At 72.4% G+C, this 22,072-nt stretch carries 21 protein-coding genes, 1 tRNA gene and 1 riboswitch; of the genes, 12 read left to right on the top strand and 10 right to left on the bottom strand.

The window, feature by feature from the left end; all coding sequences use genetic code 11:
• Window positions 1-14 precede the first annotated feature (14 nt).
• Window positions 15-815, top strand: coding sequence for a toll/interleukin-1 receptor domain-containing protein (locus tag DFJ66_RS37045; protein ID WP_121228468.1), 801 nt, complete (start codon window positions 15-17; stop codon window positions 813-815).
• 330 nt (window positions 816-1,145) lie between these two features.
• Here DFJ66_RS37045 and DFJ66_RS37040 read toward each other — a convergent pair whose 3' ends face one another.
• Entirely contained in the window at window positions 1,146-2,411 is a 1,266-nt protein-coding gene (locus DFJ66_RS37040) for a serine hydroxymethyltransferase (protein WP_121228466.1), read from the bottom strand.
• Window positions 2,412-2,428: 17 nt separating this feature from the next.
• Window positions 2,429-2,515: riboswitch (ZMP/ZTP riboswitch) on the bottom strand.
• Window positions 2,516-2,638: 123 nt separating this feature from the next.
• On the opposite strand from DFJ66_RS37040, the gene DFJ66_RS37035 reads away from it, so the two are divergent.
• Window positions 2,639-3,451, top strand: coding sequence for a hypothetical protein (locus DFJ66_RS37035; protein WP_147459456.1), 813 nt, complete (start codon window positions 2,639-2,641; stop codon window positions 3,449-3,451).
• Between the two features lie 12 nt (window positions 3,452-3,463).
• Window positions 3,464-4,123, top strand: a complete 660-nt coding sequence (locus tag DFJ66_RS37030; RefSeq protein WP_121228462.1) for an extensin family protein — start codon at window positions 3,464-3,466, stop codon at window positions 4,121-4,123.
• 407 nt (window positions 4,124-4,530) lie between these two features.
• On the opposite strand, the gene DFJ66_RS37025 is transcribed toward DFJ66_RS37030, so the two are convergent.
• Window positions 4,531-5,193, bottom strand: a complete 663-nt coding sequence (locus DFJ66_RS37025) for a TetR/AcrR family transcriptional regulator (RefSeq protein ID WP_211351437.1) — start codon at window positions 5,191-5,193, stop codon at window positions 4,531-4,533.
• 79 nt (window positions 5,194-5,272) lie between these two features.
• On the opposite strand from DFJ66_RS37025, the gene DFJ66_RS37020 reads away from it, so the two are divergent.
• Window positions 5,273-5,956 (top strand): DUF4386 domain-containing protein, encoded by a 684-nt coding sequence (locus tag DFJ66_RS37020; RefSeq protein WP_211351436.1) that lies wholly within the window; start codon window positions 5,273-5,275, stop codon window positions 5,954-5,956.
• On the opposite strand, the gene DFJ66_RS37015 is transcribed toward DFJ66_RS37020, so the two are convergent.
• Window positions 5,850-7,403, bottom strand: a complete 1,554-nt coding sequence (locus DFJ66_RS37015; RefSeq protein WP_246030288.1) for an acyl-CoA carboxylase subunit beta — start codon at window positions 7,401-7,403, stop codon at window positions 5,850-5,852. The two genes, DFJ66_RS37020 and DFJ66_RS37015, sit on opposite strands and share 107 nt — an antisense overlap.
• A gap of 123 nt (window positions 7,404-7,526) precedes the next feature.
• Window positions 7,527-8,150: an O-methyltransferase gene (locus DFJ66_RS37010; protein ID WP_211351435.1), complete on the bottom strand. Its 624-nt coding sequence runs from the start codon at window positions 8,148-8,150 to the stop codon at window positions 7,527-7,529.
• 175 nt (window positions 8,151-8,325) lie between these two features.
• Here DFJ66_RS37010 and DFJ66_RS37005 point away from each other — a divergent pair, with 175 nt between their 5' ends.
• Together DFJ66_RS37005 and DFJ66_RS37000 are read left to right on the top strand one after the other, a co-directional pair.
• Window positions 8,326-8,928, top strand: a complete 603-nt coding sequence (locus DFJ66_RS37005; protein WP_121228454.1) for a PadR family transcriptional regulator — start codon at window positions 8,326-8,328, stop codon at window positions 8,926-8,928.
• Window positions 8,925-10,100 carry an FAD-dependent oxidoreductase gene (locus DFJ66_RS37000; protein ID WP_121228452.1) on the top strand — a complete coding sequence of 392 codons (1,176 nt, stop codon included), beginning with the start codon at window positions 8,925-8,927 and terminating at the stop codon, window positions 10,098-10,100. Before DFJ66_RS37005 ends, DFJ66_RS37000 begins: the two co-directional genes overlap by 4 nt.
• Window positions 10,101-10,153: 53 nt before the next feature.
• Here DFJ66_RS37000 and DFJ66_RS36995 read toward each other — a convergent pair whose 3' ends face one another.
• Window positions 10,154-10,576: a DUF2000 domain-containing protein gene (locus DFJ66_RS36995; RefSeq protein WP_246030063.1), complete on the bottom strand. Its 423-nt coding sequence runs from the start codon at window positions 10,574-10,576 to the stop codon at window positions 10,154-10,156.
• A 67-nt stretch (window positions 10,577-10,643) separates the two neighbouring features.
• Between DFJ66_RS36995 and DFJ66_RS36990 the strand changes: the two genes are divergently transcribed.
• Window positions 10,644-11,456, top strand: a complete 813-nt coding sequence (locus DFJ66_RS36990; protein WP_211351434.1) for an AraC family transcriptional regulator — start codon at window positions 10,644-10,646, stop codon at window positions 11,454-11,456.
• Window positions 11,457-11,463: 7 nt separating this feature from the next.
• Here DFJ66_RS36990 and DFJ66_RS45195 read toward each other — a convergent pair whose 3' ends face one another.
• Window positions 11,464-12,135 (bottom strand): transglycosylase family protein, encoded by a 672-nt coding sequence (locus tag DFJ66_RS45195; protein ID WP_121232295.1) that lies wholly within the window; start codon window positions 12,133-12,135, stop codon window positions 11,464-11,466.
• 277 nt (window positions 12,136-12,412) lie between these two features.
• Window positions 12,413-14,410 (bottom strand): MMPL family transporter, encoded by a 1,998-nt coding sequence (locus DFJ66_RS36980; RefSeq protein WP_121228447.1) that lies wholly within the window; start codon window positions 14,408-14,410, stop codon window positions 12,413-12,415.
• 76 nt (window positions 14,411-14,486) lie between these two features.
• On the opposite strand from DFJ66_RS36980, the gene DFJ66_RS36975 reads away from it, so the two are divergent.
• The 5 genes from DFJ66_RS36975 to DFJ66_RS36955 all read left to right on the top strand — a co-directional run bounded on the left by DFJ66_RS36975 (window position 14,487) and on the right by DFJ66_RS36955 (window position 19,433).
• Window positions 14,487-14,957 (top strand): MarR family winged helix-turn-helix transcriptional regulator, encoded by a 471-nt coding sequence (locus tag DFJ66_RS36975; RefSeq protein WP_121228445.1) that lies wholly within the window; start codon window positions 14,487-14,489, stop codon window positions 14,955-14,957.
• A gap of 21 nt (window positions 14,958-14,978) precedes the next feature.
• Window positions 14,979-15,052 (top strand) — tRNA-Lys (locus tag DFJ66_RS36970).
• A 2-nt stretch (window positions 15,053-15,054) separates the two neighbouring features.
• Window positions 15,055-17,103: a hypothetical protein gene (locus DFJ66_RS36965; protein ID WP_121228443.1), complete on the top strand. Its 2,049-nt coding sequence runs from the start codon at window positions 15,055-15,057 to the stop codon at window positions 17,101-17,103.
• A 60-nt stretch (window positions 17,104-17,163) separates the two neighbouring features.
• The gene (locus tag DFJ66_RS36960; protein WP_121232294.1) at window positions 17,164-18,309 is read left to right on the top strand and encodes a glycosyltransferase; all 1,146 of its coding nucleotides are present in this window, start codon (window positions 17,164-17,166) and stop codon (window positions 18,307-18,309) included.
• Between the two features lie 212 nt (window positions 18,310-18,521).
• Complete coding sequence (locus DFJ66_RS36955) at window positions 18,522-19,433, top strand: S1C family serine protease (protein ID WP_121228441.1); 912 nt, start codon at window positions 18,522-18,524, stop codon at window positions 19,431-19,433.
• Here DFJ66_RS36955 and DFJ66_RS36950 read toward each other — a convergent pair.
• The 3 genes from DFJ66_RS36950 to DFJ66_RS36940 are packed head-to-tail and all read right to left on the bottom strand — an operon-like array spanning window position 19,423 to window position 22,065.
• A complete protein-coding gene (locus DFJ66_RS36950) occupies window positions 19,423-20,205 on the bottom strand; it encodes a hypothetical protein (protein WP_121228439.1) in 783 nt (260 codons plus the stop codon). The genes DFJ66_RS36955 and DFJ66_RS36950 overlap by 11 nt on opposite strands.
• Before the next feature lie 13 nt (window positions 20,206-20,218).
• Complete coding sequence (locus DFJ66_RS36945) at window positions 20,219-21,571, bottom strand: GntP family permease (protein ID WP_121228437.1); 1,353 nt, start codon at window positions 21,569-21,571, stop codon at window positions 20,219-20,221.
• Complete coding sequence (locus tag DFJ66_RS36940) at window positions 21,568-22,065, bottom strand: gluconokinase (RefSeq protein ID WP_121228435.1); 498 nt, start codon at window positions 22,063-22,065, stop codon at window positions 21,568-21,570. Before DFJ66_RS36940 ends, DFJ66_RS36945 begins: the two co-directional genes overlap by 4 nt.
• Window positions 22,066-22,072: the final 7 nt, after the last annotated feature.

Here is a 22,072-nt window from a genome sequence, read left to right as displayed (position 1 = left end):
GCCGGGGTGGGCAGATGCTCGCGAAGCTCGACGACCACACGCGCCAGGCGCTCCGACTCGCCCGCGACCAGGCCAGACAGCTGCGCCACGCCCACGTCGGCACCGAACACCTGCTGACCGGCCTGGTGGAGGAGGACCTGGGCCTGGCCGCCCAGGTCCTCACCTCCGCCGGCCTCACCACCCAGGTCTGCGCCGACCACCTGGTCCACCTCGTCGGCCGAGGCGGCGCGCCGACACCCGAAGACCCGCCGTTCACCACCCGCGCGGACCAGGCCGTCGAGCAGGCCCACCGCCACTCGGTCTCCTTGGGCTACCGGCGCATCGGCACCGAACACCTGCTGATCGCCCTGCTCGACCAACCGGACAGCGGGGCTGCACAACTCCTGACCCGCGCCCGGGTGTCGGTGGAGGACCTCCGCGACCGCTTGCAGGCCGCCCTGCACGGCCTGGTCCTCCCGCCGCACACCCGACCGGCCGTGTACCTGAGCTACGCCCGACCGGAGGACCGCCACCTGGCCGGCCGCCTGGCGGACCACCTGGCCGAGCACGACGTCGAGGTGGTCGAGGCGGTGCACCGCGCCGACCACCTCCTGGTCCTCATCGGTCCACAGTGGACTCTGCGCGACCCGATGCCCGCCGAGTTCGAATCGGCGCTGCGCCACTACGTGCGGGTCGTACCCGTGCTGGTGGACGGCGCCCGGATGCCCGACGTCGAGCCGTTCAACCTGGCCACCTTCCGACTGGTGCCGGAACTGCGGCACAACACCTTCCGGGACGACGTCCAGCGGCTGGTGCAGGCGCTCGAAGCGAGCTGACCGTCTCTTTCAAGATCAAAGATCGAAAGATTGAAAGATCGAAAGATGACAAGCGGCGCTCGCCGCGCGGCAGGCCGCCAGCGGGGGGTGGAGGGCGTCGGTTCCCCCGCCGTATGGCCTGGCGGAGCCAACCACACTTCGGGCCGGGTGCCGCTAAAAATCTTGCTCGTTCCTCACAAGATTTTCGGCTGCACCCGACCCGAAGTGCGGTAGCCCTTCGGGCAGGCCATACGGCGGGGGAACCGAGGCCCTCCACCTGTGGTTGGGACCACCGCACGCGCTGCGCGCGCGTGGAGAGCCGCGCTGCGCGCGAGGAGTTGGGTGGATGTGTCAGGCGGTTGGGGTCCAGCCTGGCATCGGGTAGGCGGCCATCAGTTCCGCCACTTCCGCCGCGATCCGGTCCAGCGTCGGCTCGTCGCCCACCGCCTGCACGGCCGCGTCGATCCACGCCGCCACCTGGGGCATGTGGTCCGGGGTCAGGCCGCGGGTGGTGATCGCCGCCGTGCCCAGGCGGACGCCGGACGGGTCGAAGGGCTTGCGCGGGTCGAAGGGGACGGTGTTGTAGTTGGCTTCGATGCCCGCGCGGTCCAGGGCCTTGGCGGCGGGCTTGCTGGCGACGGCCTTGTTGGTCAGGTCGAGCAGGATGAGGTGGTTGTCGGTGCCGCCGGAGACCAGGTCGAAGCCGCGCTGGACCAGGGCCGCCGCCAGGGCCTTCGCGTTGGCCACGACGTTGTGCGCGTAGGTCGCGAACGCCGGTGTCGCGGCCTCGCCCAGGGCGACGGCGATGGCGGCCGTGGTGTGGTTGTGCGGACCGCCCTGCAAGCCCGGGAACACCGCCTTGTCGATCGCCTTGGCGTGGGCCGCGTCGGACAGGATCATGGCGCCGCGCGGGCCGCGCAGGGTCTTGTGGGTGGTCGTGGTGATGACCTGGGCGTGCCCGACCGGGGACGGGTGCGCGCCGCCGGCGACCAGGCCCGCGATGTGGGCGATGTCGGCCACCAGGACCGCGTCCACCTCGCGGGCGATCTCGGCGAAGGCCGGGAAGTCGATGGTGCGCGGGATGGCCGTGCCGCCGCAGAAGATGACCTTCGGGCGTTCCTTGAGGGCCAGGTCGCGGGCCTCGTCGAGGTCCACGCGGCCGGTTTCCTTGCGCACCCCGTACTGGACGCTGCGGAACCACTTGCCGGTCGCGGAGACGCCCCAGCCGTGGGTCAGGTGGCCGCCGGAGGGCAGCGCGAGGCCCATGACGGTGTCGCCGGGCTCCAGGAAGGCCATGTACACGGCCAGGTTCGCGGGCGAGCCGGAGTAGGGCTGCACGTTGGCGTGCTCGACGCCGAAGACCGACTTGGCGCGCTCCACGGCCAGCGTCTCGACCGGGTCGACCACCTGCTGGCCCTCGTAGTACCGGCGGCCGGCGTAACCCTCGGAGTACTTGTTGGTCAGGACCGTGCCGGTGGCTTCCAGCACCGCCCGGGACACGTAGTTCTCGGACGCGATCAAGCGGATCTTCTCGAACTGGCGACGGGCTTCGGCCTGGACGAGGCCGGCGACCTCGGGGTCGGCCTGGGTGAGCGCGGGGATGGCGGGGTCGTGCACGGCAGCCTCCAGCGAGTGCCGGGCACCCAGGCGCGCGGTGCTCGTCGGCTCTTCGCTCCCCGGTGGTCGTTCCCACCCTCGGCACGCCAGTCGCGAGACGCTGTTCATCCTAGCGCCGCCTGTTAGGGGTATTGCCGGGCGTGTAGGCGTGATTACATACTGCGTCGGAAAAGTACCAACAGCTTCGGTACCACGTCAGAATCCCCCTGCCTCCGAAAGGAGCTGACGTGCTCGATCGCCGTACTTTCGTGCTCGGCGCCGCCGTGACCGCGGTGGCCGCCACCTCCGTCGGCACCGCCGACGCCGCCACCCCCCTGTCGAACGGTGTCGGCGTGGCATCGCTGGGCGGAACACCCGTGACCCTCGCACGCGCCGCCGGCGGGTGGTCCTTGATCAGCGACAACGGTTCGGTGCGCATCACCAGCGGACTGGAGAACGCCGGCCTGGTCGACCTCGCCGACGACGGGACGCAACTGGTCGCGGCCGGGTCGCTGGCCGGTGACCCGGTGGCCGCGCTGTGGACCTCCGGCGACGGCGTGACCTGGCGGGAAGCCCGTCGCCTGCACGGCACGCGGACCGAGTTCACCGCGACCACCGGCACCCTCGCGCTGGGGGCCGTGGTGCGCCACGAACGCGCCCCCGAGGTCCGGGTGGCCGTTCGGCGCACGGCTTCGGGCTGGTCCACCGTGCCGGTGCGCGGCCTGGCCGACGGGCTGCTCGCGTCCGCGCTCGCCACCACCCCGGACGGGTTCGTGTGCGCGGCGGTGGACTCGACCGGCACGCGCGTGCACACGTCGGCGGACGGCGTGGTGTGGCGCGAACTGCCGCGGGTCGACGGGGTCGCCGTGCGCGGCCTGGCGTCGGTGTCCGGTGTCGTGCGGTGGTTCGGCAACGAGATCGCCGGCTCGACCCCGCTGACCGGCGTCGTCGGCGGGACCTCCGGACCGGCGGCCGTGCCCGCCGACGCCAAGGCCCTCGGCGTGACCGGCACGCGCGCCGCGTGGCTGTCCGGCGGCCGCCTCCTGACCACCGCGATCTGAGGGAGCCCACTGGTGATCACGTTCAGCCGGATCGACGGCACCCCGGTCTACTACTGGCGGTCCTCGCGCGGCGACACGACGTTGCGCAACTGGCAGTGCACGCAGGAGTTCTACGACAGCCTCGTGCTGTGGATCCGGGACCTGCGGTCGCTGTCGTCGGCCTACGGCAGCATCTCCTACCTGGTGTCGGCCGGGTTCTACGTCAACAAGCCGGGCCAGCACGGCGCCGGCACGGCGATGGACCTGGACCACGTGCGCTGGTCGGGCGGCCAGCTCTCGTCCCCGCTCGACCACGACCACGCGTCGGGCACCCTGGCGGTGCGGCGCCGGTACCTGGCGGTGGACGCGGTGTGCCGCAGGCGTTTCCGGTACGTGCTGGACGGCTGGTACAACGCCGACCACGCCGACCACATCCACTCCGACTTCGGTGGCCTGCCGGTGCGGTGCGTGAAGAGCTCGGAGTCGGACACGAAGTTCGTGCAGTCGCTGTGCAACAACTTCATGAGCTCCGGCCTGGTCGTGGACGGCATCTGGGGCACCAACACCCAAAACGCCTTCACCACCGCCAAGTCCAGGCTCGGCATCACCGGCGACCCGCACACGAGCACGTCGGTCTGGCAGTCGTTCCTGTCCGCCGCCGCCCGCAAGGGTTTCGCGAACCAGCCGTTCTAGTCGTCGGCGTGGACGAGCCGGGACACCTCCGGCTCGTCCAGCCCGGCTTGGTCCAACCGGACGTCCCCGCCCCGCCGCACGTCCGCCACCACCGCCGCACCGCCCGGGACACCCGCTCCACTCGAGCGGCCCTCCTCCCCTGCGCCAGTTCGGCGAGGCCGGGATCGGCCGGTTCGGGTGGGAAGAAGTCCTTCAGGACGTCCCGCGCCTTGCGGTAGCGCAGGCGAAACGCCCGAAACCGGTCGGCGCGCGTGCCGACCAGGACCGCGTCGAGCCACAACAGCGGCGGGACCAGGTGCTCGGCCACGGCGGCGTCGATGGACAGCACGACGTGGTCACCATCGGCGACCGCGCGCCGATCGCGTGTTCTGGGCCGCAGCCGGTGATCTTCGCCCACCACTTTCTGTTCACGACGGAATCGTCGCGCGACCCAGCACCCGGTCCAGCCCCCACAGGAACTGCTCGGTCGACACGTACCGCGCCATCACCTCGGCAGCCGCGGCGGTGCGCGGGAACGTGTCGGCGGGAACTTTCGCGAACCCGTTGCGCCGCAAGGCGATCCGTTCTTCCTCGGGAGGTGCGGGACGGGACGGGTCGACCTCCGCCGCCTCCAGAGCGATGGCTCCGAGGATGTACACGATCAGCGCGTAAGACAGCCGGGCGGCGTCCTCGGGCGTAAAACCGGCCTCCGACAGCACGTCCAGCAAGCGCTCGCCGAACTCCAACGCCCGCGGCCCGTCCATCGGCGCGCTCATCAACAGCGTGGCGGCACCGGGGTGGCGCAGCAAGCTCGACCGCAGCCCCAACGCCACGGTTCGGATGCGGTCCTGCCAGGGCTCGTCGCCCGCGAGGACAGCCAGGCTCTGCTCGCCGATGAGCCGGTCCACCACGGCGCGCAGCACGGCCGCTTTGTCCGGGAAGTACGTGTACACGGCGTTGGGTGCGATGCCGACCCGGGCCGCGATGCTGCGCACGGACACCGCGTCCGCCCCGCGCTCGTCGAGCACCTCCAGTGCGGCGGCGACGATCGCGTCCTCGGACAGGGTCCGCTTCGGTCCCGGCTTGCCCACGGCCACCCCCCAGTGTTGACAGCGATCACTGTACACCGTACAAACATCTCTGCACACCGTACAGAGATCGGAGAGAGCCGTGCGCCGCCTGCTCACCGCCGCCGTCCCGGTGGCCGCCGTCGTCGGGGCCAACCTCGCGTTCGTCCTGCTCGGCACGTCCTTCGACTACCCCGACGTGCTCACCCGGGACCCCACCGACGTCCTGCGCCGCTTCCACGCCGACCGCGCGATCGCCTGGGAGTTCGCCCTGCTCACCCTGAGCGCCGCCCTGCTCGCGCCGGCCTCGTTCGTCCTCACCGACGACCGCGCGGTTCGAGCCACCGGGACAGCCGCGGCGGTGGTGCAGACCCTCGGGCTGCTCCGGTGGCCGCTGCTGGTCCCCGGCCTGTCCCCCGACGACCCGGCCGACGTGCGCACGGTCGAGGCGCTGAACCTGTGGCTGGGCAACGTGATCGGCGAAACCGGCGGCTACCTGCTCACCGCCGCCTGGACCGTGCTCGTCCTCAGAGCCCTCGAACCCGGACGGGTCTCGACGGTCGTGGGCGGGCTGGCGGCGGTGGGCATCCTCGCCGGGGTCGTGGGTGCCGGCGAGGTCAACTTCCTCGGGTACGTGCTGTGGAGCCTGTGGCTCCTCGCCCTCGCCTGCTCCCACCGCATCACAGCGGGACGTTCCCGTGCTTCCTGGCGGGCGCGCGACGGCGCTTGTCGCGCAGCATCGCCAGGCCGCGCAGCACGGCGGCCCGAGTCTGCGCCGGGTCGATGACGTCGTCCACCAAACCGCGCTCGGCCGCGTAGTACGGGTGCACCAGCTCCTCGGAGTACGCGGCGATGAGCGTGGCCCGCAGCTCGTCCGGGTCGGCGGAGGCGGCCAACTCCTTGCGGTGCACCACGTTCACCGCCGCCTCCGCGCCCATGACCGCGATCTCGTTGGTGGGCCACGCCAGCGACAGGTCGCACCCGATCGACCGCGAGTCCATCACGATGTAAGCACCGCCGTACGCCTTGCGCAGGATCACCTGCACCCGCGGCACAGACGCCTCGCAATACGCGTACAGCAGCTTCGCGCCGTGCCGGATGGCACCGCCGTACTCCTGGTCGGTGCCGGGCAGGAACCCCGGCACGTCCACCAGCGTCACCAGCGGGATGCCGAAAGCGTCGCAGAACCGCACGAACCGCGCCGCCTTCTGCGACGCCGCCGTGTCCAGCACACCGGCCAACACCAGCGGCTGGTTGCCCACGATCCCGACGACCTCGCCGCCCAGTCGCGCCAACGCGCACACGACGTTGCCCGCCCAGTCCTCGTGGACCTCCAGGAAGTCCCCGTCGTCCACCACCTCGGCGATGACGCCCCGGATGTCGTAGGGCTGGTTGGGCTCCACCGGGACGAGGTCGGGCAGCGCGGGCCGCAGCTCGTCCCCCGCCGGGTGCGGGTACGCCGGCGGCGGCTCCATGTTGTTGGCGGGCAACAAGGACAGCAGGTAACGCACGTCCGCGAGGCAGCTCTCCTCGTCGTCGTGCACGAAGGACGCCACCCCGGACAGCGACCCGTGCACGTCCGCGCCGCCGAGCTGGTTGTGCGTGACCCGCTCACCGCTCACCGCCGCGACCACGTCCGGCCCGGTCAGGTACATCTGCGCGGTGTCGCGCACCATGAACGTGAAGTCCGCCAACGCCGGCGAGTACGCCGCCCCACCCGCGCACGGCCCCAGCACCACGGCGATCTGCGGGACGATCCCGGACGCCTCGACCTGCCGCCGGAAGATGCCGCCGTAGCCGTGCAGCGCCATCACGCCCTCTTGGATGCGCGCCCCGCCGCTGTCGTTCACCGACACGATCGGCGACCCGGTGGCCACGGCCAGGTCCATCACCTTGTGGATCTTCTCCGCGTGCGCCGCGCCCAGCGACCCGCCGGAGATGGTGAAGTCCTGCGCGTAGACGAAGATCCGCCGCCCGTCCACGGTCCCGGAACCGGCCACGACCCCGTCGGTGTGCGCGCCGGTCGTGCCGCGCCGGAACATCTCCAGCTCGACGAACGACCCCTCGTCCAGCAGCAGTTCCAGGCGCTCGCGCGCGGTCCGCTTGCCCAGCCCGTGCTGCCGCGCCACGGCGTCCCGGTTGCCCAACGCCACCCGGGTGGTCAGCTCGTCACGCCGGTCCCGCAGCGACCGCACGGACCGCGGGGTCGGCCGGACGGCGGGCCGGAAGTCCATCTCGGAGATGCTCATTCGACGCCTTTCGCTCCGCGACTTCCCACCCTGCACCGCGGGCACGGGACCGGAGAACCCCTACCGACCCCCACTCCGGGCGGCCCGGGACCCGGAGCGACCCCCGAGCTACCGGGTGAACCGGCCGGTCGCCCACGCCCGGTCGCCCGGTTCGGCGACCTCCTCGACCCGGCGTCCGTCCACGTGGTACTCGACGGGTTCGACCAGCCCTTCCTCCACCGCCGCCGTCCACGCCCGGTGCGGGCCGACGCCCCACGGGTACCAGGGGATCACGTCGTCCACGACCACCACCGCGCCCGGCCGCGCCAGGCGGCGGGCGTTGACGATGTCGGCGTAGGCGATCTCGAAGGTGTGCCCGCCGTCGACGAACACCAGGTCCGGCCGCGCCCCGCCGTACGCGGGCACGGTCGTGGTGGAGTCGCCGACGACCAGTTCGTGCCGCCCGGGGTAGCGGACGTCCACGAACTCCTTGGCCAGCGCGACCGACCGCCGCTGGTCCAGCTCGAAGGACACCACCCGGGCGTCGGGTGCGCTCTCCAGGAACGCGATGCTGGAGAACCCGATGTTGAACCCGATCTCGGCGATCCGCCGGGCGCCCGCGGTGCGCGCGAGGTCGGCGAGGTACTCGACCTCGGCCAGGCTCGCGAACCCCTCGGTGATCGGGGCGCCGCCGTCGCGGACGTGGCCGTAGACGTCCCACAGGAGCTGTTCGAGTGAGCTGGTCTGCTGCACGGCCACCTCGCTTGTCGTCGGGACCGCAGCTTGGGCGACCCGCCCGAACGGGGGCAAGGGCACCGGTGGTTTTGCGCTGATCAGGCCAAACGCGGTCGGCGAACCTCGACCGGAGATGAATAGTTGACACTGACTAGTCAGGGATGGATAGTTAGTCCTGACTACAGGAGGACGGATGGCGAGCAAGCGCAAGGTCGGGAACCTGCTGGCCCTGGCCGTGCTGAGCTACCTGGTCAGGCAGCCCGCACACCCCTACGAGCTGAGCCGCATGCTGCGCGAGCACCACGACGACCGCAGCATCAAGTTCACCCACGGCTCGCTCTACATGGTCGTCGGGCAGCTCGAGAAAGCCGGGTTCATCGCGCCGCAGGAGACCGTCCGCGACGGCCAGCGGCCCGAGCGGACCGTCTACGCGCTCACGCCCGAAGGCCGTGCGGAGCTGCGCGACTGGCTGCGGGACCTGGTGGCCGAACCCCGGCACGAGTACCCGCACTTCGTGGCCGCGCTGTCGCTGATCGGGGCGCTGCCGCCGGACGAGGTCGTGCCACTGCTGCGCAACCGGCTGGCACGGCTCGCCGAGCAGCGGGCGGAGATCCGGGGGCTGCTGGACTCCGCAGTCGGCGTGCACCCGCTCTTCCTGGTCGAAGAGGAGTACCGGATCGCCCTGCTGGACGCCGAGGTGGCGTTCGTCGAGGGCTTCATCGACCGGATCGAGGACCCGGAGACCGGCTGGGGACCCATGTGGGCCGGTTTCCACCAGAACCTGGAGGGGACATGAACGTGCTGGTCATCGGCGGTGGCATCGGCGGCCCGGTGGCCGCGTTGGCGCTGCGGCGGGCGGGGTTCGACGCGACCGTCTACGAGGCCTACCCGCGCACCGCGGAGGGGGTCGGCGGCGGGTTGGGGTTCGCGCCCAACGGGTTGCAGGCGTTGAGCGTGGTGGGCGTGGACGACGCCGTGCGGGCCATCGGCACGCCCATCACGTCGATGGCGATGCAGAGCTGGACGGGCAAGACGCTGGGCGCGTTCGAGAGCGACCCGCCCCAGCTCATGGTGTGGCGCGACGAGCTGTACCGGGTGCTGCGCGAGGAAGCGCTGGCGCGCGGGGTGGTGTTCGAGATGGGCAAGCGGCTGGTGGACGCGACCTCGTCCGACGACGGGGTGGTGGCGCGGTTCGCGGACGGGTCGTCGGTGCGCGGTGACCTGCTGGTGGGTGCGGACGGCATCCGGTCCACCGTGCGCGGCCTGATCGACCCGGGCGCGCCGAAGCCCCGGTACACGGGCCTGCTCGGGTTCGGGGCGCGCGTGGCGGACACGGGGCTGCCGTCCACCGGCGGGTGCATGTACCTGGCGTTCGGCAAGCGGGCGTTCTTCGGGTACCAGGTCATGGACGACTCGTCCGGCGGGTGGTTCGTCAACCTGCCGAGCAAGACGCCGATGAGCACCGCCGAGGCGCGGGCGGTGGGTGCCGCGGAGTGGTTGCGGCGGTTCCGGGAGGTGTTCGCCGACGACCGGGTGCCGGCGCTGCCGATGTTCGCGCGGACCTCGCCGGAGGACCTGGTGATCACCGGGCCGCTGGAGGACATCCCGTCCGTGCCGACGTGGAGCCGGGGCCGGATGGTGCTGATCGGCGACGCCGCCCACCCCACGTCTCCCAGCTCGGGCCAGGGCGCGTCGCTGGCGGTGGAGAGCGCGGTCGAACTGGCCCGGTGCCTGCGGGACCTGCCGCACCCGGAGGCGTTCGCCGCGTACGAGCGACTGCGTCGGGACCGCGTGGAGCGCATCATCAAGATGGCCGCGCGCACCAACCAGGACAAGGCCGCCGGCCCGGTCGCCCGCGTGCTGCGCGACCTGCTCATGCCGGTGGCGATGAAGTTCGTCAAGCCGTCGAAGTTCGCCTGGCAGTTCGAGCACCGCATCGAGTGGGACGCACCGCTCACGACCGTGTAGGCCGTGCACAGGGATCGGGGTCGACGACACGACCCCGATCCGCCGGGTTCGGCTCACGGGTGCATGCGGGCGCCCTTCAACACCTTGTCCACCACGTTGCGGCCCGCGTGCACCGCCAGACCGACCAGGTCCAGCCGGTCGCGGGGCACCGCCCGGACCGCCGCCCGGTTGTCCCGGTCGTTGCCGGTGGCGAACAGGTCGGAGGTGAACACGGCGATCGGCAGCTCCCGCGCCACCGCCCGCCCGTGCGCGGCGGTCAGGACTTCCTTGGCACCCGCGAACACCAGCACCGGCTGCCGGAACATCGGCAGGTAGGGCGTCCCGTCGGCGTCGGCGTACGGCTCGCCCAGCAGCTCCGGCGACCCGGCGGCCAGCGCCCCGCTCAGGAACGCGCACACGTTCAGCCCCTGCCACGCCTCCAGGTCGTCCCGGAGCAGCACGGCGATCTTGGTGTCGAATCGAACAGCTTCTTCCACTCCCCCAGCGTCGCCGCCCGCCCGCCACCCCGTCTTGTACGTTCCTGGCACGGGTACCTTGGGAGGGGTGTCGGGGACGATCCGGGCGTGGCGACCCGCGGTGACAGGTGTGTCCGAGGTGTTCCACGCGCACTTCCCGGACCACACCTACCCCATGCACACCCACGACACGTGGACCCTGCTGCTGATCGACGAGGGCACCGTCCAGTTCGAGCTGGACCACCACGAGCACGGCGCGCTCCGCTCCCACGTCACCCTGCTGCCCCCGCACGTCCCCCACGACGGCCGCTCGGCCACCCCGCACGGCTTCCGCAAACGCGTCCTCTACCTGGACACCGACCTGCTGGACCCCGACCTCACCGGCCGCGCGGTGGACCAGCCGGCCCTGCCGGACCCGCTCCTGCGCCACCGCATCCACCAGCTGCACCACACCCTGGCCCACCCCGGCGAACAGCTGGCCGCGCAGAGCCGCCTGACCCTCGTGGTCGACCGCCTGACCCACCACCTGCTCCGGACGACACCCAGCCCCGTCCGAGACCCGGGTCTGGCCAAGGACCTGCGCGACCTCCTGGACGCGAACGTCCACTCGGGACTGTCGTTGACCACCGCCGCGACCCTCCTCGGCGCGCACCCGACCCACCTGGTCCGCAGCTTCAGCCGCGAGTACGGCATCCCGCCCCACCAGTACCTGACCGGCCGCCGCGTGGACCTTGCCCGACGCCTGCTGTTGTCCGGCCTGCCGCCGGCGGAGGTGGCCGCCAGAGCGGGTTTCTACGACCAGTCGCACCTCAGCCGGCACTTCAAACGCCTGGTGGGCACCAGTCCCGGCCGTTACGCGCTCATGCCGGACCGCCCGGGGTCGCCCGGGCGGCCGGCGTGAGGGGGCGTCAGCGGATCCGGAGGTTGCGGGGCTCGTCGGACGCGGACTTGGTGACGATGCGGTGGCCCGGGATGATCAGGTCCGGGTTGGTCAGGTGGCCCGGGTTCATGGCGACCAGGGCCTCCCAACCGCCCTCGATCCCGGCGTGTTGCGCGATCGAGGCGAGGGTGTCGCCCTCCTGGATCGTGTAGTCGCCGGCCGGGTTGTCGGTCGACGGTGGACGTGCGGGTACGACGGGTTCCACCGGCGCGGTGCGGACCGCGGTGCGGGTGCTGGGCGGGGTGGAGCGCACGGGGGCGCCGCGGCGGCCCGCGCACGACGGCCACGCGCCGGCGCCCTGGGTGCGGAGGACGTTCTCCGCCACCCTGATCTGCTCTTCACGTGTGGCGTCTTGCGGCATACCGGTGCCACCGTTGGCCGCCCACGTGCCCGGGGTGAACTGAAGGCCGCCGTAGTAACCGTTGCCGGTGTTGATCGACCAGTTCCCGCCGGACTCGCAGCGCGCCACGGCGTCCCAGTCCAGGCTGTCCTGGGCCGCCGCGACACCGCCGCCGAGGCCGAACAGGCAGGCCGTGGCGGCGGTCAGCAGCGCTGCCCGGCCGAGGTGGGTGGTGGTGCCGCTCCGGGTGGTGCCGCTCTGGGTGGTGCCGCTCTGGGTGGTGCCTCCGTGATCGGACATGGACGTCGCCGCACCGCTGCGCCGCACCGGTCGCGTCCACATCGGACGCGGCGGTCCTCCGTCCCACGGCTTGACCTTCCGTGAGGAAACCCGTGTCCCGGGTGGCGCGGTGGACGGAGCGTGGCGCCCGGCCGCCCGGTCGTACCCGTGCCCGGCGTCGAACCGGGCACGAGCGGACCTTAGGAACAGGCGGCCGGAACGGCTCGGCGAGCGCCACCCCGACCAGGCGCGGCACGCGTCAAGTCCACTCGAAACGGTGATCTCCAGCGGTAACGCGTTAATCCGGTCGGGAAATGCGTGACGGCCACCAGATGCGCCCGCCGACGTCCACCGCGAGCGCGGGCACCAGCAGGGACCGCACGACGATGGTGTCCAGCAACACGCCGAAGGCCACGATGAACGCGATCTGGGCCAGGAACAGGATCGGCAGCACGGCCAGCGCCGCGAACGTCGCCGCCAGCACGACACCCGCCGAGGTGATCACCCCACCGGTGATCGTGAGCCCGCGCAGCACGCCCTCCCGCGCCCCGAGCGTCCGGGTTTCCTCGCGCACGCGGGTCATGAGGAAGATGTTGTAGTCGATCCCCAGCGCCACAAGGAAGACGAACCCGAACAACGGCACCACCGGGTCCGCGCCGGGGAAGTCGAAGAGCCCGTTGAACACCAGCGCCGCAACACCCATCGTGGCGCCGAAGGACAGCACAACGGTCGCGATGAGCAGCAACGGCGCCAGCAACGACCGCAACAACGCCGCCAGCACGAGGAAGATCACCAGCAGCACGATCGGGATGATGACCAACCGGTCCCGCTCGGAGGTGTCCCGCGTGTCGAGCTGGGTCGCCGTCGGCCCACCGACCTTGGCCTCCGCGCCGGGCACCTGCCGCACCGCCTCGCGCAACCGCTGCACGGTCGCCAGCGCGGCTTCGGAGTCGGCGGGGTCCTTGAGCACCACGTCCAACCGGACCAACCCGCCGGCCTCGCCCTTCTGCTCCACAGTGGACACACCGTCCACTTTCGCGGCGGCAGCGACCTGCGCGGCGGAGCCCGCTCGCGCCAGCACGACCGCGGGCGACCCGCTGCCGCCGGGGAAGTGCCGCGACAGCACCTCCTGCCCCGCCACGGACTCCACGTCGGTGAGGAACACGTCCGACTGGGCCGTCCCGGACGCCTTGAGCTGCGGCACGAACGCCACCCCGACCAGCAGCACCAGCGTCGTGACCACCCACGTCAGCCGGGGCCGGGCGGACACCAGCGCCGCGACCCGCGCCCACAGCCCACCGGACTCGGGGTGCGGCGAGCCGAACACCGGCCGGCGCGGCCAGAACGCGGCCCGGCCGAGCAGCACCAGCACCGCGGGCAGGAACGTCACCGACGCCAGCAGCGCCGCGCCGATGCCGATCGCGGCCACCGGACCCAGGCCCTTGTTGGAGTTGAGGTCGCTGAACAGCAGGCACAGCACGCCGAGCACGACGGTGCCCGCGGAGGCGGCGATGGGTTCGATGGTCGCCCGCCACGCCGTGCGCATGGCGGCGAACCGGTCCTCGGTGTCGCGCAACTGCTCTCGGTACCGGGAGACCAGCAGCAGCGCGTAGTCCGTGGCCGCGCCGAACACGAGGATGAACAGGATGCCCTGGCTCTGACCGTTGAGGTCGAGCACCCCGTTGTCCGCCAACAGGTACACGGCCAGGCTCGCGACACCCAACGCCATCACGCCGGACAGCAGCACCACCAGCGGCAACAACGGGCTCCGGTAGACCAGCACGAGGATCACCGCGACCACGGCCCCGGCCACGAGCAGGAGCAGCCCGTCGATGCCGCCGAAGGCCTCCTTGAGGTCCGCGATCTGCGCGGCCGGCCCGGTGACCAGCACGGTCAGCCCGTCCGGCGGGTCGTCCAACGCCGTGCGCAACTGCTCCACGGCGTCGGCGGGCTCCACGGCGTCGATGGCCACGACCACCTGGGCGGCCTGGTCGTCCTGGCGGGAGGGGATGACCGGCGAGGCCTTGCCCGGGTAGCGGACGCCCTCCAGGTAGGCGCGGTCGGCGTCGGTGATGCCGGACCGCCGTTCGGCGACCACGATGGCGGGCAGGCTGCGCTGGTCGCCGAACGCCTTGACCCGCTCGGCGACCTCGGTGGCCTCGGCGGAGGCGGGCAGGAAGGCGGTGCTGTCGTTGACCGCGACCTGGCTGAGCTTGCCGGTGAACGGTCCGGCGAAGCCGCCCAGGGCGAGCCAGGCGACGGCGATCAGGGCGGGGACGACCCAGCGTGCGCGCACGGGAGAATGACCTCCGGCAGACCAGATGATTCGATGGTCGAATAGTTCGATCGTCGAAATGCTAACCGGAGGGCGGATGGCCGACAACTCGACCCTGGTGCGGCTCCTGCGACAGCTCGTCGTGGAGTCGGACCACTTCGTCGGCTTGTTCGGCGAGTGGCACGGCCTGCACCGCACGGACATGAACGCGCTGGTCCTGATCATGGACGCGGACCGCCGCGGCACACCGCTGTCACCCGGTCGGCTGGCCGAGGCCATGCACCTGAGCGCGTCGGCGACCACGTCCGTCCTGGACCGCCTGGAGTCCTCCGGCCACGTCGAACGCGCCCGCAGCACCACCGACCGCCGCAAGGTCGAACTGCGCGTCCACGACAAGGCCCTGGACCTGGGCCGCCGCTTCTTCGCCCCGCTCAACAGCGCGTACACGGCGGCGTGGGAGGCGTTCAGCGACGAGGAGAAGGCCACCATCGCCCGGTTCCTGCTCGCCAGCATCGAGGCGACGGCGGCCGTGCGCGGCGAAATCGCCGTGTCCCCCGGTGATCGCTGAGCTACCGTTGCCGCGCGACATCGGCGTGTAGCTCAGCCAGTCAGAGCACCGGGCTCTTAACCCGGAGGGCGCGGGGGCGGAACCCGCCACGCCGGCAATGGACGAGTACGGATACCCCCTGGGACGCCTGGCGGACGCCTTCGCCACCGCGACCACCCACTCCGACCCCGCCACCCGGGAGCGCGCGGAGGCGCGGGTGCGGCGGTGGTTCGCCGTGCTGGGCGGGATGACGGACGGCACCCTGCGGATCGGCTCGCGCACCCCGGTGGCCGACCTGCCCGCCTGGGTCACCCCGGAGGTCGTCCGCGGCGGGTTCGCGACCGGGCGGGCCGCCGCCGGTGGACCGCTGCTGCCGCACGAGACCGACCGACTGGCGGACTTCGGGCACGCCCTCTCGCCCGAGGGGCGGGCCGGGCTGCGCGCGCTGCTGGACAGCGGCGAGTACCGCGTGGAGGTGCCCGAGGAAGCCGCTCTGCTCGTGATGGCGTGGCTGGTGGACCACGAGGACTTCGACGCCGCCGAGGAGCTGCTGCGCGAGATCGCGCCGTTCGCGGGGCGGTTGCGGTTCGTGCCGACCCCGGCCGCCGCGCCACCCAGCGGGCTGCTGTGGCGGGAGACGGTGGGCGAGGCGAGCGCGGCGCTGGCCGGGCGCGCGCCCAACCCGCGGGTCGCGGCCATGAACGAGGCGCTGACGGTGTGGAACCCGTTCGCCGACGACCTGTTGGAGCTGTGGCTGGACTCCTGCGAGGACACCCGGCTCGGTGCGCGGATCGACGCGGCGTGGCGGGCGCGGGCGGAAGCGCTGGTCGCCCGGTACGCCGAGCTGTCCGCCACCCACACGCTGACCACCAAGCACCGCAACCCCCGGCACAACCTGGCGATCATGCTCCGCTGCACGGCCGCGGTCGTGCGGCGGGAGGCGATCGGGCCGCGCGACCGGCGGTTGCTGGAGCACACCGTCGAGGCGATGGTGGCCCGGCGCGGACGCCCGGGTTCGCCGGAGCACACCGCGTTGCGCGCCCGGCAGTCCGCCCAAGCCGCGCTGCCCACGTTCCACGACTTGGCCCGCTTGCTCGTCCGGCGCGCGGCGGCACTGCCCGCCGACGAGGGTGCGGCGGACGTGGAGGCGCTGCTCGCACCCGTGCACGAGGACGTGCCCGGCATCCCGGTGGGCACACCGATCCCCGGCACCCTGGCGCGGATCGTGCGACGGGCGCTCGCCGGAACGGCGGAGGACCTGCTCGCCGCCGGGGTCGTGCCCTCCGCCGACGTCCTGGCGCGGCTGGTGCCGCCGATCGCGGCCGAGACGATCGCCCGCGCCTACCCCGAGGGTCCGCTGCGGGCCTTGATGGCGGCCGTCCACGTGGCGTTCGGGCGGCGGCGGTCGTTGCTGCTGCTGGACTTCGAGCACCAGGTGACGGTCGACGAGCTGCCGTGGGTGCGGGCCGTCGCCCGGTACCGCGCCGACGTGCCCGCGCACGGGACCGTGCGGCGACTGGGCGAGTTGGCGCTGGACGGGTTCCCGGGCGCCGTCCTGCCCAACCCGCTGGTGCGCGAGTTGGCCGCGCTCGCCCCGGACCTGCCGTGGGTGGAGGACCTGGCCGCGGACATCTTCATGGGGTCGTTCACGCCCAAGTTCGCCGCGGCGGCCCGGATCGCGGGCGACCTGCTGGCCGACTCCCCCTACGCGCGCTACTACGGCCTGGACTACTCGGCGGCCGCCGACCCGGACGCGTTCGCCGCGTGGTGCCGGCGGGCGGCGACGGGCGGGAGCGTCGCGGCCAACGGCATGGTCATCGAGCAGGCGCAGATCCTGACCACGCACAACCTGGCCACGCTGGTGCGGGCGGGCGTCGAGGCGGACTGGTCGGCGCTGGCGGAACGGGCGTTCGGCACGGCGGCGGGACTCGCCCGCCGGATCCAGGGCAACGCGCGGACGGTCAAGAACATCGCGTTCGCGTGGCGGCAGACGCTGTTCTTCCTCACCTTGAGCGGCAACGCCGAAGCCTTCGTCGCCGCGCACCGCGAGGACGCGCCACCGGTGCTGTCGCGCGCGTTGGCCGGGCTGGAGCACGTCCTGCACGGCGGATCGCCCGACGAGCCGTTGCTCGGCTGGACCGTCGGCCGCCACTGGGCGCTCGGCTGAGCGGGGTAAGCCCACAGCGAAAATTCACCGGCCGGCGAAAATCTGGTTATGATCGAACCGGTGAGGATCCTCTTCTCGAGCCTCGGCTCGCACGGACACACCTATCCCTTGCTACCACTGGCGATCGCGGCCCGCGAGCACGGCCACGACGTCGCCTTCGCCACCACCGACTTCGGCGACGCGATCACGCGACTCGGCCTGGAACACGTCGAAGCCGGCATCGGCATGCGCGAAGCTTTCAGCTTCGTGCTGGAGCAGCACGGCTCGCCGCAGCAGGCCCAGGAGGTGGCGCCGCAGCTGATCGCCGAGGTGTTCATGTCCACCCTGCCCCGGCGCTTCCACGCCGACCTGGTGCCGGTCATCGAGCGGTGGCGGCCCGACCTCGTCGTGCACGAGCTGGCCAACCCCGGCGCCGGGCTGGCGGCCAAGGCCGCGGGCGTTCCCGCGCTGTGCCACGGCTTCGGCCGGATGTGGGGCGCCGACACCGCCGAGTTCACGGTGGAACCGCTGCAGACCTTCGGTGCCGAGATCGGCGTCGAGGTCCCCGAGCGCGACCCGATGCTGCTGGGCAACCCGTACCTCGACATCTGCCCGCCCTCGGTGCAGGACCAGGCGTTCCTGGCCGCGAACCGGACCATCCCGCTGCGTCCCGTGCCCTTCGCCGAACCCGGCGAGCTGCCGTCCTGGGTGACCGCGCACGAGCAGCCCCTGCTGTACCTCACGCTCGGCACCGCGTTCGGCCACGCCGAGGTGCTGCGCAACGCGATCGCCGGACTGGCGGCCGTGGAGGGCGCGCGGGTGCTGGTCGCGGCCGGGCCGACGGTCGAGGTGGACGCGCTGGGCGAGGTGCCCGACAACGTCACCGTGCTGCCGTGGGTGCCGCAGGCGGACCTGTTGCCGCACACCGACCTCGTCGTGCACCACGGCGGCAGCGGCACGACGCTGGGCTCGTTCAGCGCCGGCGTCCCGCAACTGGTGCTGCCGCAGGGCGCGGACCAGTTCAGCAACGCCGAAGTCGTCGTGGCGCAGGGCTTGGGCGCACAGCTGCTCGGCGACGAGGTGACCGCCGAGGCCGTGACCTCCCACGCCCGCAAGCTCCTGACCGACACGGCCGTCCAGGACGCCGCGAAGGCCATCGCCGCCGAGGTCGCCGCGATGCCGTCCCCCGCGGAGGTCGCCGCGACCCTGGCCGACCACGTCCGCTGAGTTCGACCGCGCGGCTCTTGGGGTGCTTTGGTTTCGCCGCGTGAGGTGAGTCGACGCGGGCACGGACTCGTCCGGCCCGCGTCTTTTTACGTCGACCTGCTGCACCAACGTCTCGCCGCGCCACCGCCTCGCTGCGCTGAGGGCGAACGTTCCATGACAGCAGCCCCCTCCCGGGCGCACGATGTAATCAAGTAATCCCGGGAGGTCTCGCCGTGGACGAAGGCCCGTTGGACGCCTACTCGCGGATCGTGGTGGCGGTCGCGCGGGACGTGACGCCGCACGTCGCCAGCGTGCGGATGAGCCGTGGCGCGGGGTCGGCCGTGGTGTTCACCGACGACGGGTTCCTGCTGACCAACGCGCACGTCGTGGGCTCCGGCCGGGACGGCGTGGTGGTGTTCGCAGACGGCACCGAGGCGCGCTTCGACGTGGTCGGCGCGGACCCGTTGTCCGACCTGGCCGTGCTCAAGGCCCCGGACACCCCGTCGGCGGCGGTGTTCGGCGACGCGGACGCGTTGCGGGTGGGCCAGTTGGTCATCGCCGTGGGCAACCCGCTGGGCCTGGCGGGTTCGGTGACCGCGGGCGTGGTCAGCGCGCTGGGCCGGGCGGTGCCGGTGAGCAGCGGGCGGGTCGGCCGGGTGATCGAGGACGTCATCCAGACCGACGCAGCCCTCAACCCGGGCAACTCCGGCGGCGCGCTGGCGAACTCGAACGGCGAGGTGGTCGGCATCAACACCGCGCTGGCCGGGGTGGGCCTGGGCCTGGCGATCCCGATGAACAGCACCACGCAACGCATCCTGTCCACCCTGATGGTCGAGGGCCGGGTGCGCCGGGCTTATTTGGGCGTCGTGGGCGTCCCCGCGCCCCTGCCCGACCCCGTCGCCGAGCGCACGGGCCAGAAGGCGGGCGTGCGCCTGGTGCAGGTGGTCCGCGGCGGCCCGGCGGACCGCGCGGGACTGCACGACGGCGACTTGGTCCTGAGCGTGGCCCGAACGCAGGTCAAGGACGCTCAGGGCATCCAGAAGCAGCTGTTCGCCGAGGCCATCGGCCTGCCGTTGCCGGTCACGGTCCTCCGGAACGGGGCGATGGTGGACGTGATCGCCACGCCCACCGAGCTCACGGCCTAGCCTCGACCAGCGTCTCCCCGTAGGGCCAGCGGTCGGGACCGAGGTCGCGTCGCACGCCGTGCCGGAACCGCAGCAGCTCCAGCCTCTCGTCGTCGGTCAGGTCGTCGTCGGGCTCCGGCGGCCGGCTCTCCTTGCCGTCGACGTTGAGGTGCAGCTCGTCGCCCACGACGTAGTCGCGCCGGAACCCGGTGCGCCACTGGGAGTTGCCGCCCCAGCCGTGCGAGAGGTCGTCGACCGGCCGGTTGCGCCGCCACCACGTCCAGTACTGCGTGGACCGCGCCGCCGCCTCCGGGTCGAGCACGTTCGCCCCCGCCCGCACGGTGACCCCGGCCCGCGCCAGCAGAAGCCCGCCGACCAGCGCGCCGGGCCAGCACTCGGCCACCAGCGACACCGGCTCGTCGGGGTCGTCGGCCGGCTCGACGCGCACGATCTCGTGGAAGAACGGGTGGAACCCGTCCTCGGCGACCTCGACCGCACCGACCAGCGCCCGGAACCCGTCCCACGCCCCGGCCGACGCCATCGGCCACCCGAGGGCGCGGTCGCCGGGCTGGTGGGGCGCGGTCAGCAGGTCCGCGAGCCTGCTCACCGCGTACAGCCCCCACAGCAGCTCCGCATCGCAGTCGCCACGGGCCTCGGGACGCCCGGCCGCCCGGAGTTCGCCGAGCAGGTGCGGCTCGCGCTCGAACCACGCGCCGACCTCGTCGGCGCCCCAGCCGTCGGCCGCGTCCCGCAGCCCCAGGACGAGGTCGCGGACCCGCCACAAGTCGCTCACGTCGGGCAGGGTGTCAGATCACCAGGTCGGTCAGCAGCACGAACACCAACCCGGTCACCGAGATCACCGTCTCCATCAGCGACCACGTCTTCACGTTCTGCCCGACCGTGAGCCCGAAGTAGCCCTTGACCAGCCAGAAGCCGGCGTCGTTGACGTGCGAGAAGAACAGCGAGCCCGCGCCGATCGCCAGCACCAGCAGCGAGGTCTCCCCCGGGCTCAGGGTCGTCACCAGCGGCGCGAGGATGCCGGACGCGGTCACCGTCGCCACCGTCGCCGAACCCGTGGCCAGGCGGATCAGCACGGCCACCAGCCACGCCAGCAGCAGCACGGACAGGCCGCTGCCCGCCACCCAGTCGGCGATCAGCTTGCCGATGCCGGTGTCGATCAACGTCTGCTTGAACCCGCCGCCGGCGGCGACGATGAGCAGGATGCCGGCGATCGGCGGCAGGCCCGACTCGACCGACTTCGCGACCTCGCGCACCGACATCCGCGCGCCCCGGCCCAGCGTCAGCATCGAGACCACGACCGCGATCAGCAGCGCGATGACGGGCGTGCCGAGGAAGTCCAGCACGGACCGGACCGCGGTGCCCTTCGCCAGCACGATGTCGGCCAGCGCCTTGCCCATCATCAGCACGACCGGCAGCAGGACGGTGGCCAGCGTGACCCCGAAGGTCGGCTTGGGCCGGTCGTCGCGCTCGTCGGCTTCGAACAACTCAGGCGCGGGCACGTCGACCCAGCGGGCGGCGTAGCGGGCGAACAGCGGGCCGGCGATGGCGACCGTGGGCAGGGCGATGAGGACGCCCAGGCCCAGCGTGATGCCCAGGTCGGCCTTGAGGGCGTTCACCGCGACCAGCGGACCGGGGTGCGGCGGCACCAGCCCGTGCATCACCGACAGGCCCGCCAGGGCGGGGATCCCCAGGCGCATCAACGACATCCCGGAGCGGCGCGAGATCAGCAGGATCACCGGCATGATCAGCACCAGGCCGATCTCGAAGAACATCGGCAGGCCGATCAGCGCGCCCACGGCGGCCATCGCCCACGGCAGGGCGCGGCGGGACGACCGGCTGATGATCTTGTCCACGATCGCGTCCGCGCCGCCGGTGTCGGCCAGCAGCTTGCCGATCATGGCGCCCAGGGCGATCAGCGTGCCGACGCCCGCCGCGGTGTCGCCGAAGCCCTTGCCGAAGCTCGCCACCGCCTGGTCCAGCGGCAGGCCCGCGATCAGGGCGACGACGAGGGAGGAGATCGTCAAGCCCAGGAACGGGTTGAGCTTGAACCGGGTGATCAGCACGACGAGCAGCGCGATCCCGACCAGGGCGGCGGGCAGCAGGCGCCCGGCGCTCAGGGCTTCCACGGCGAGGGTCATGTCGGCAGTCCTTCCGCGACGGCGAGGCAGGAGGTGACGAGGTCCTCGACCGGCTGGTCGAGGTCGAGCACGACGCCGGGCTCGTCGGCGTCGAGCGGTTCGAGGGCGGCGAACTGGGAGGCGACCAGGCTCACCGGCATGAAGTGGCCCGGCCGGGCCGCGACGCGGGCGCGCACGACGTCCGGGTCGCCCGCGAGGTGCACGAACACCGCCGGGGCGGCGGCGCGCAACTGGTCGCGGAAAGTGCGTTTGAGCGCCGAGCAGGTGACCACGCCCCCGGCGGTGTGGTCGGCGAGCCACGCGGCGATCGCGGCCAGCCACGGTGCCCGGTCGGCGTCGTCCAGGGGCGTGCCGGCGGCCATCTTGGCGATGTTGGCGGGCGGGTGGAAGTCGTCCGCGTCGGCGAACGGCACGCCCAGGCGGCGGGCGAGCGCGGTGCCCACGGTCGTCTTGCCCGAGCCCGACACACCCATGACCACGATCGGCTGTGACACGCGGCCT

Source organism: Saccharothrix variisporea (assembly GCF_003634995.1).
In the GTDB taxonomy this organism is placed as follows: domain Bacteria; phylum Actinomycetota; class Actinomycetes; order Mycobacteriales; family Pseudonocardiaceae; genus Actinosynnema; species Actinosynnema variisporeum.
Note: the sequence above shows the minus strand (reverse complement) of the source record. Positions and strands in the feature narration are given on the sequence as shown.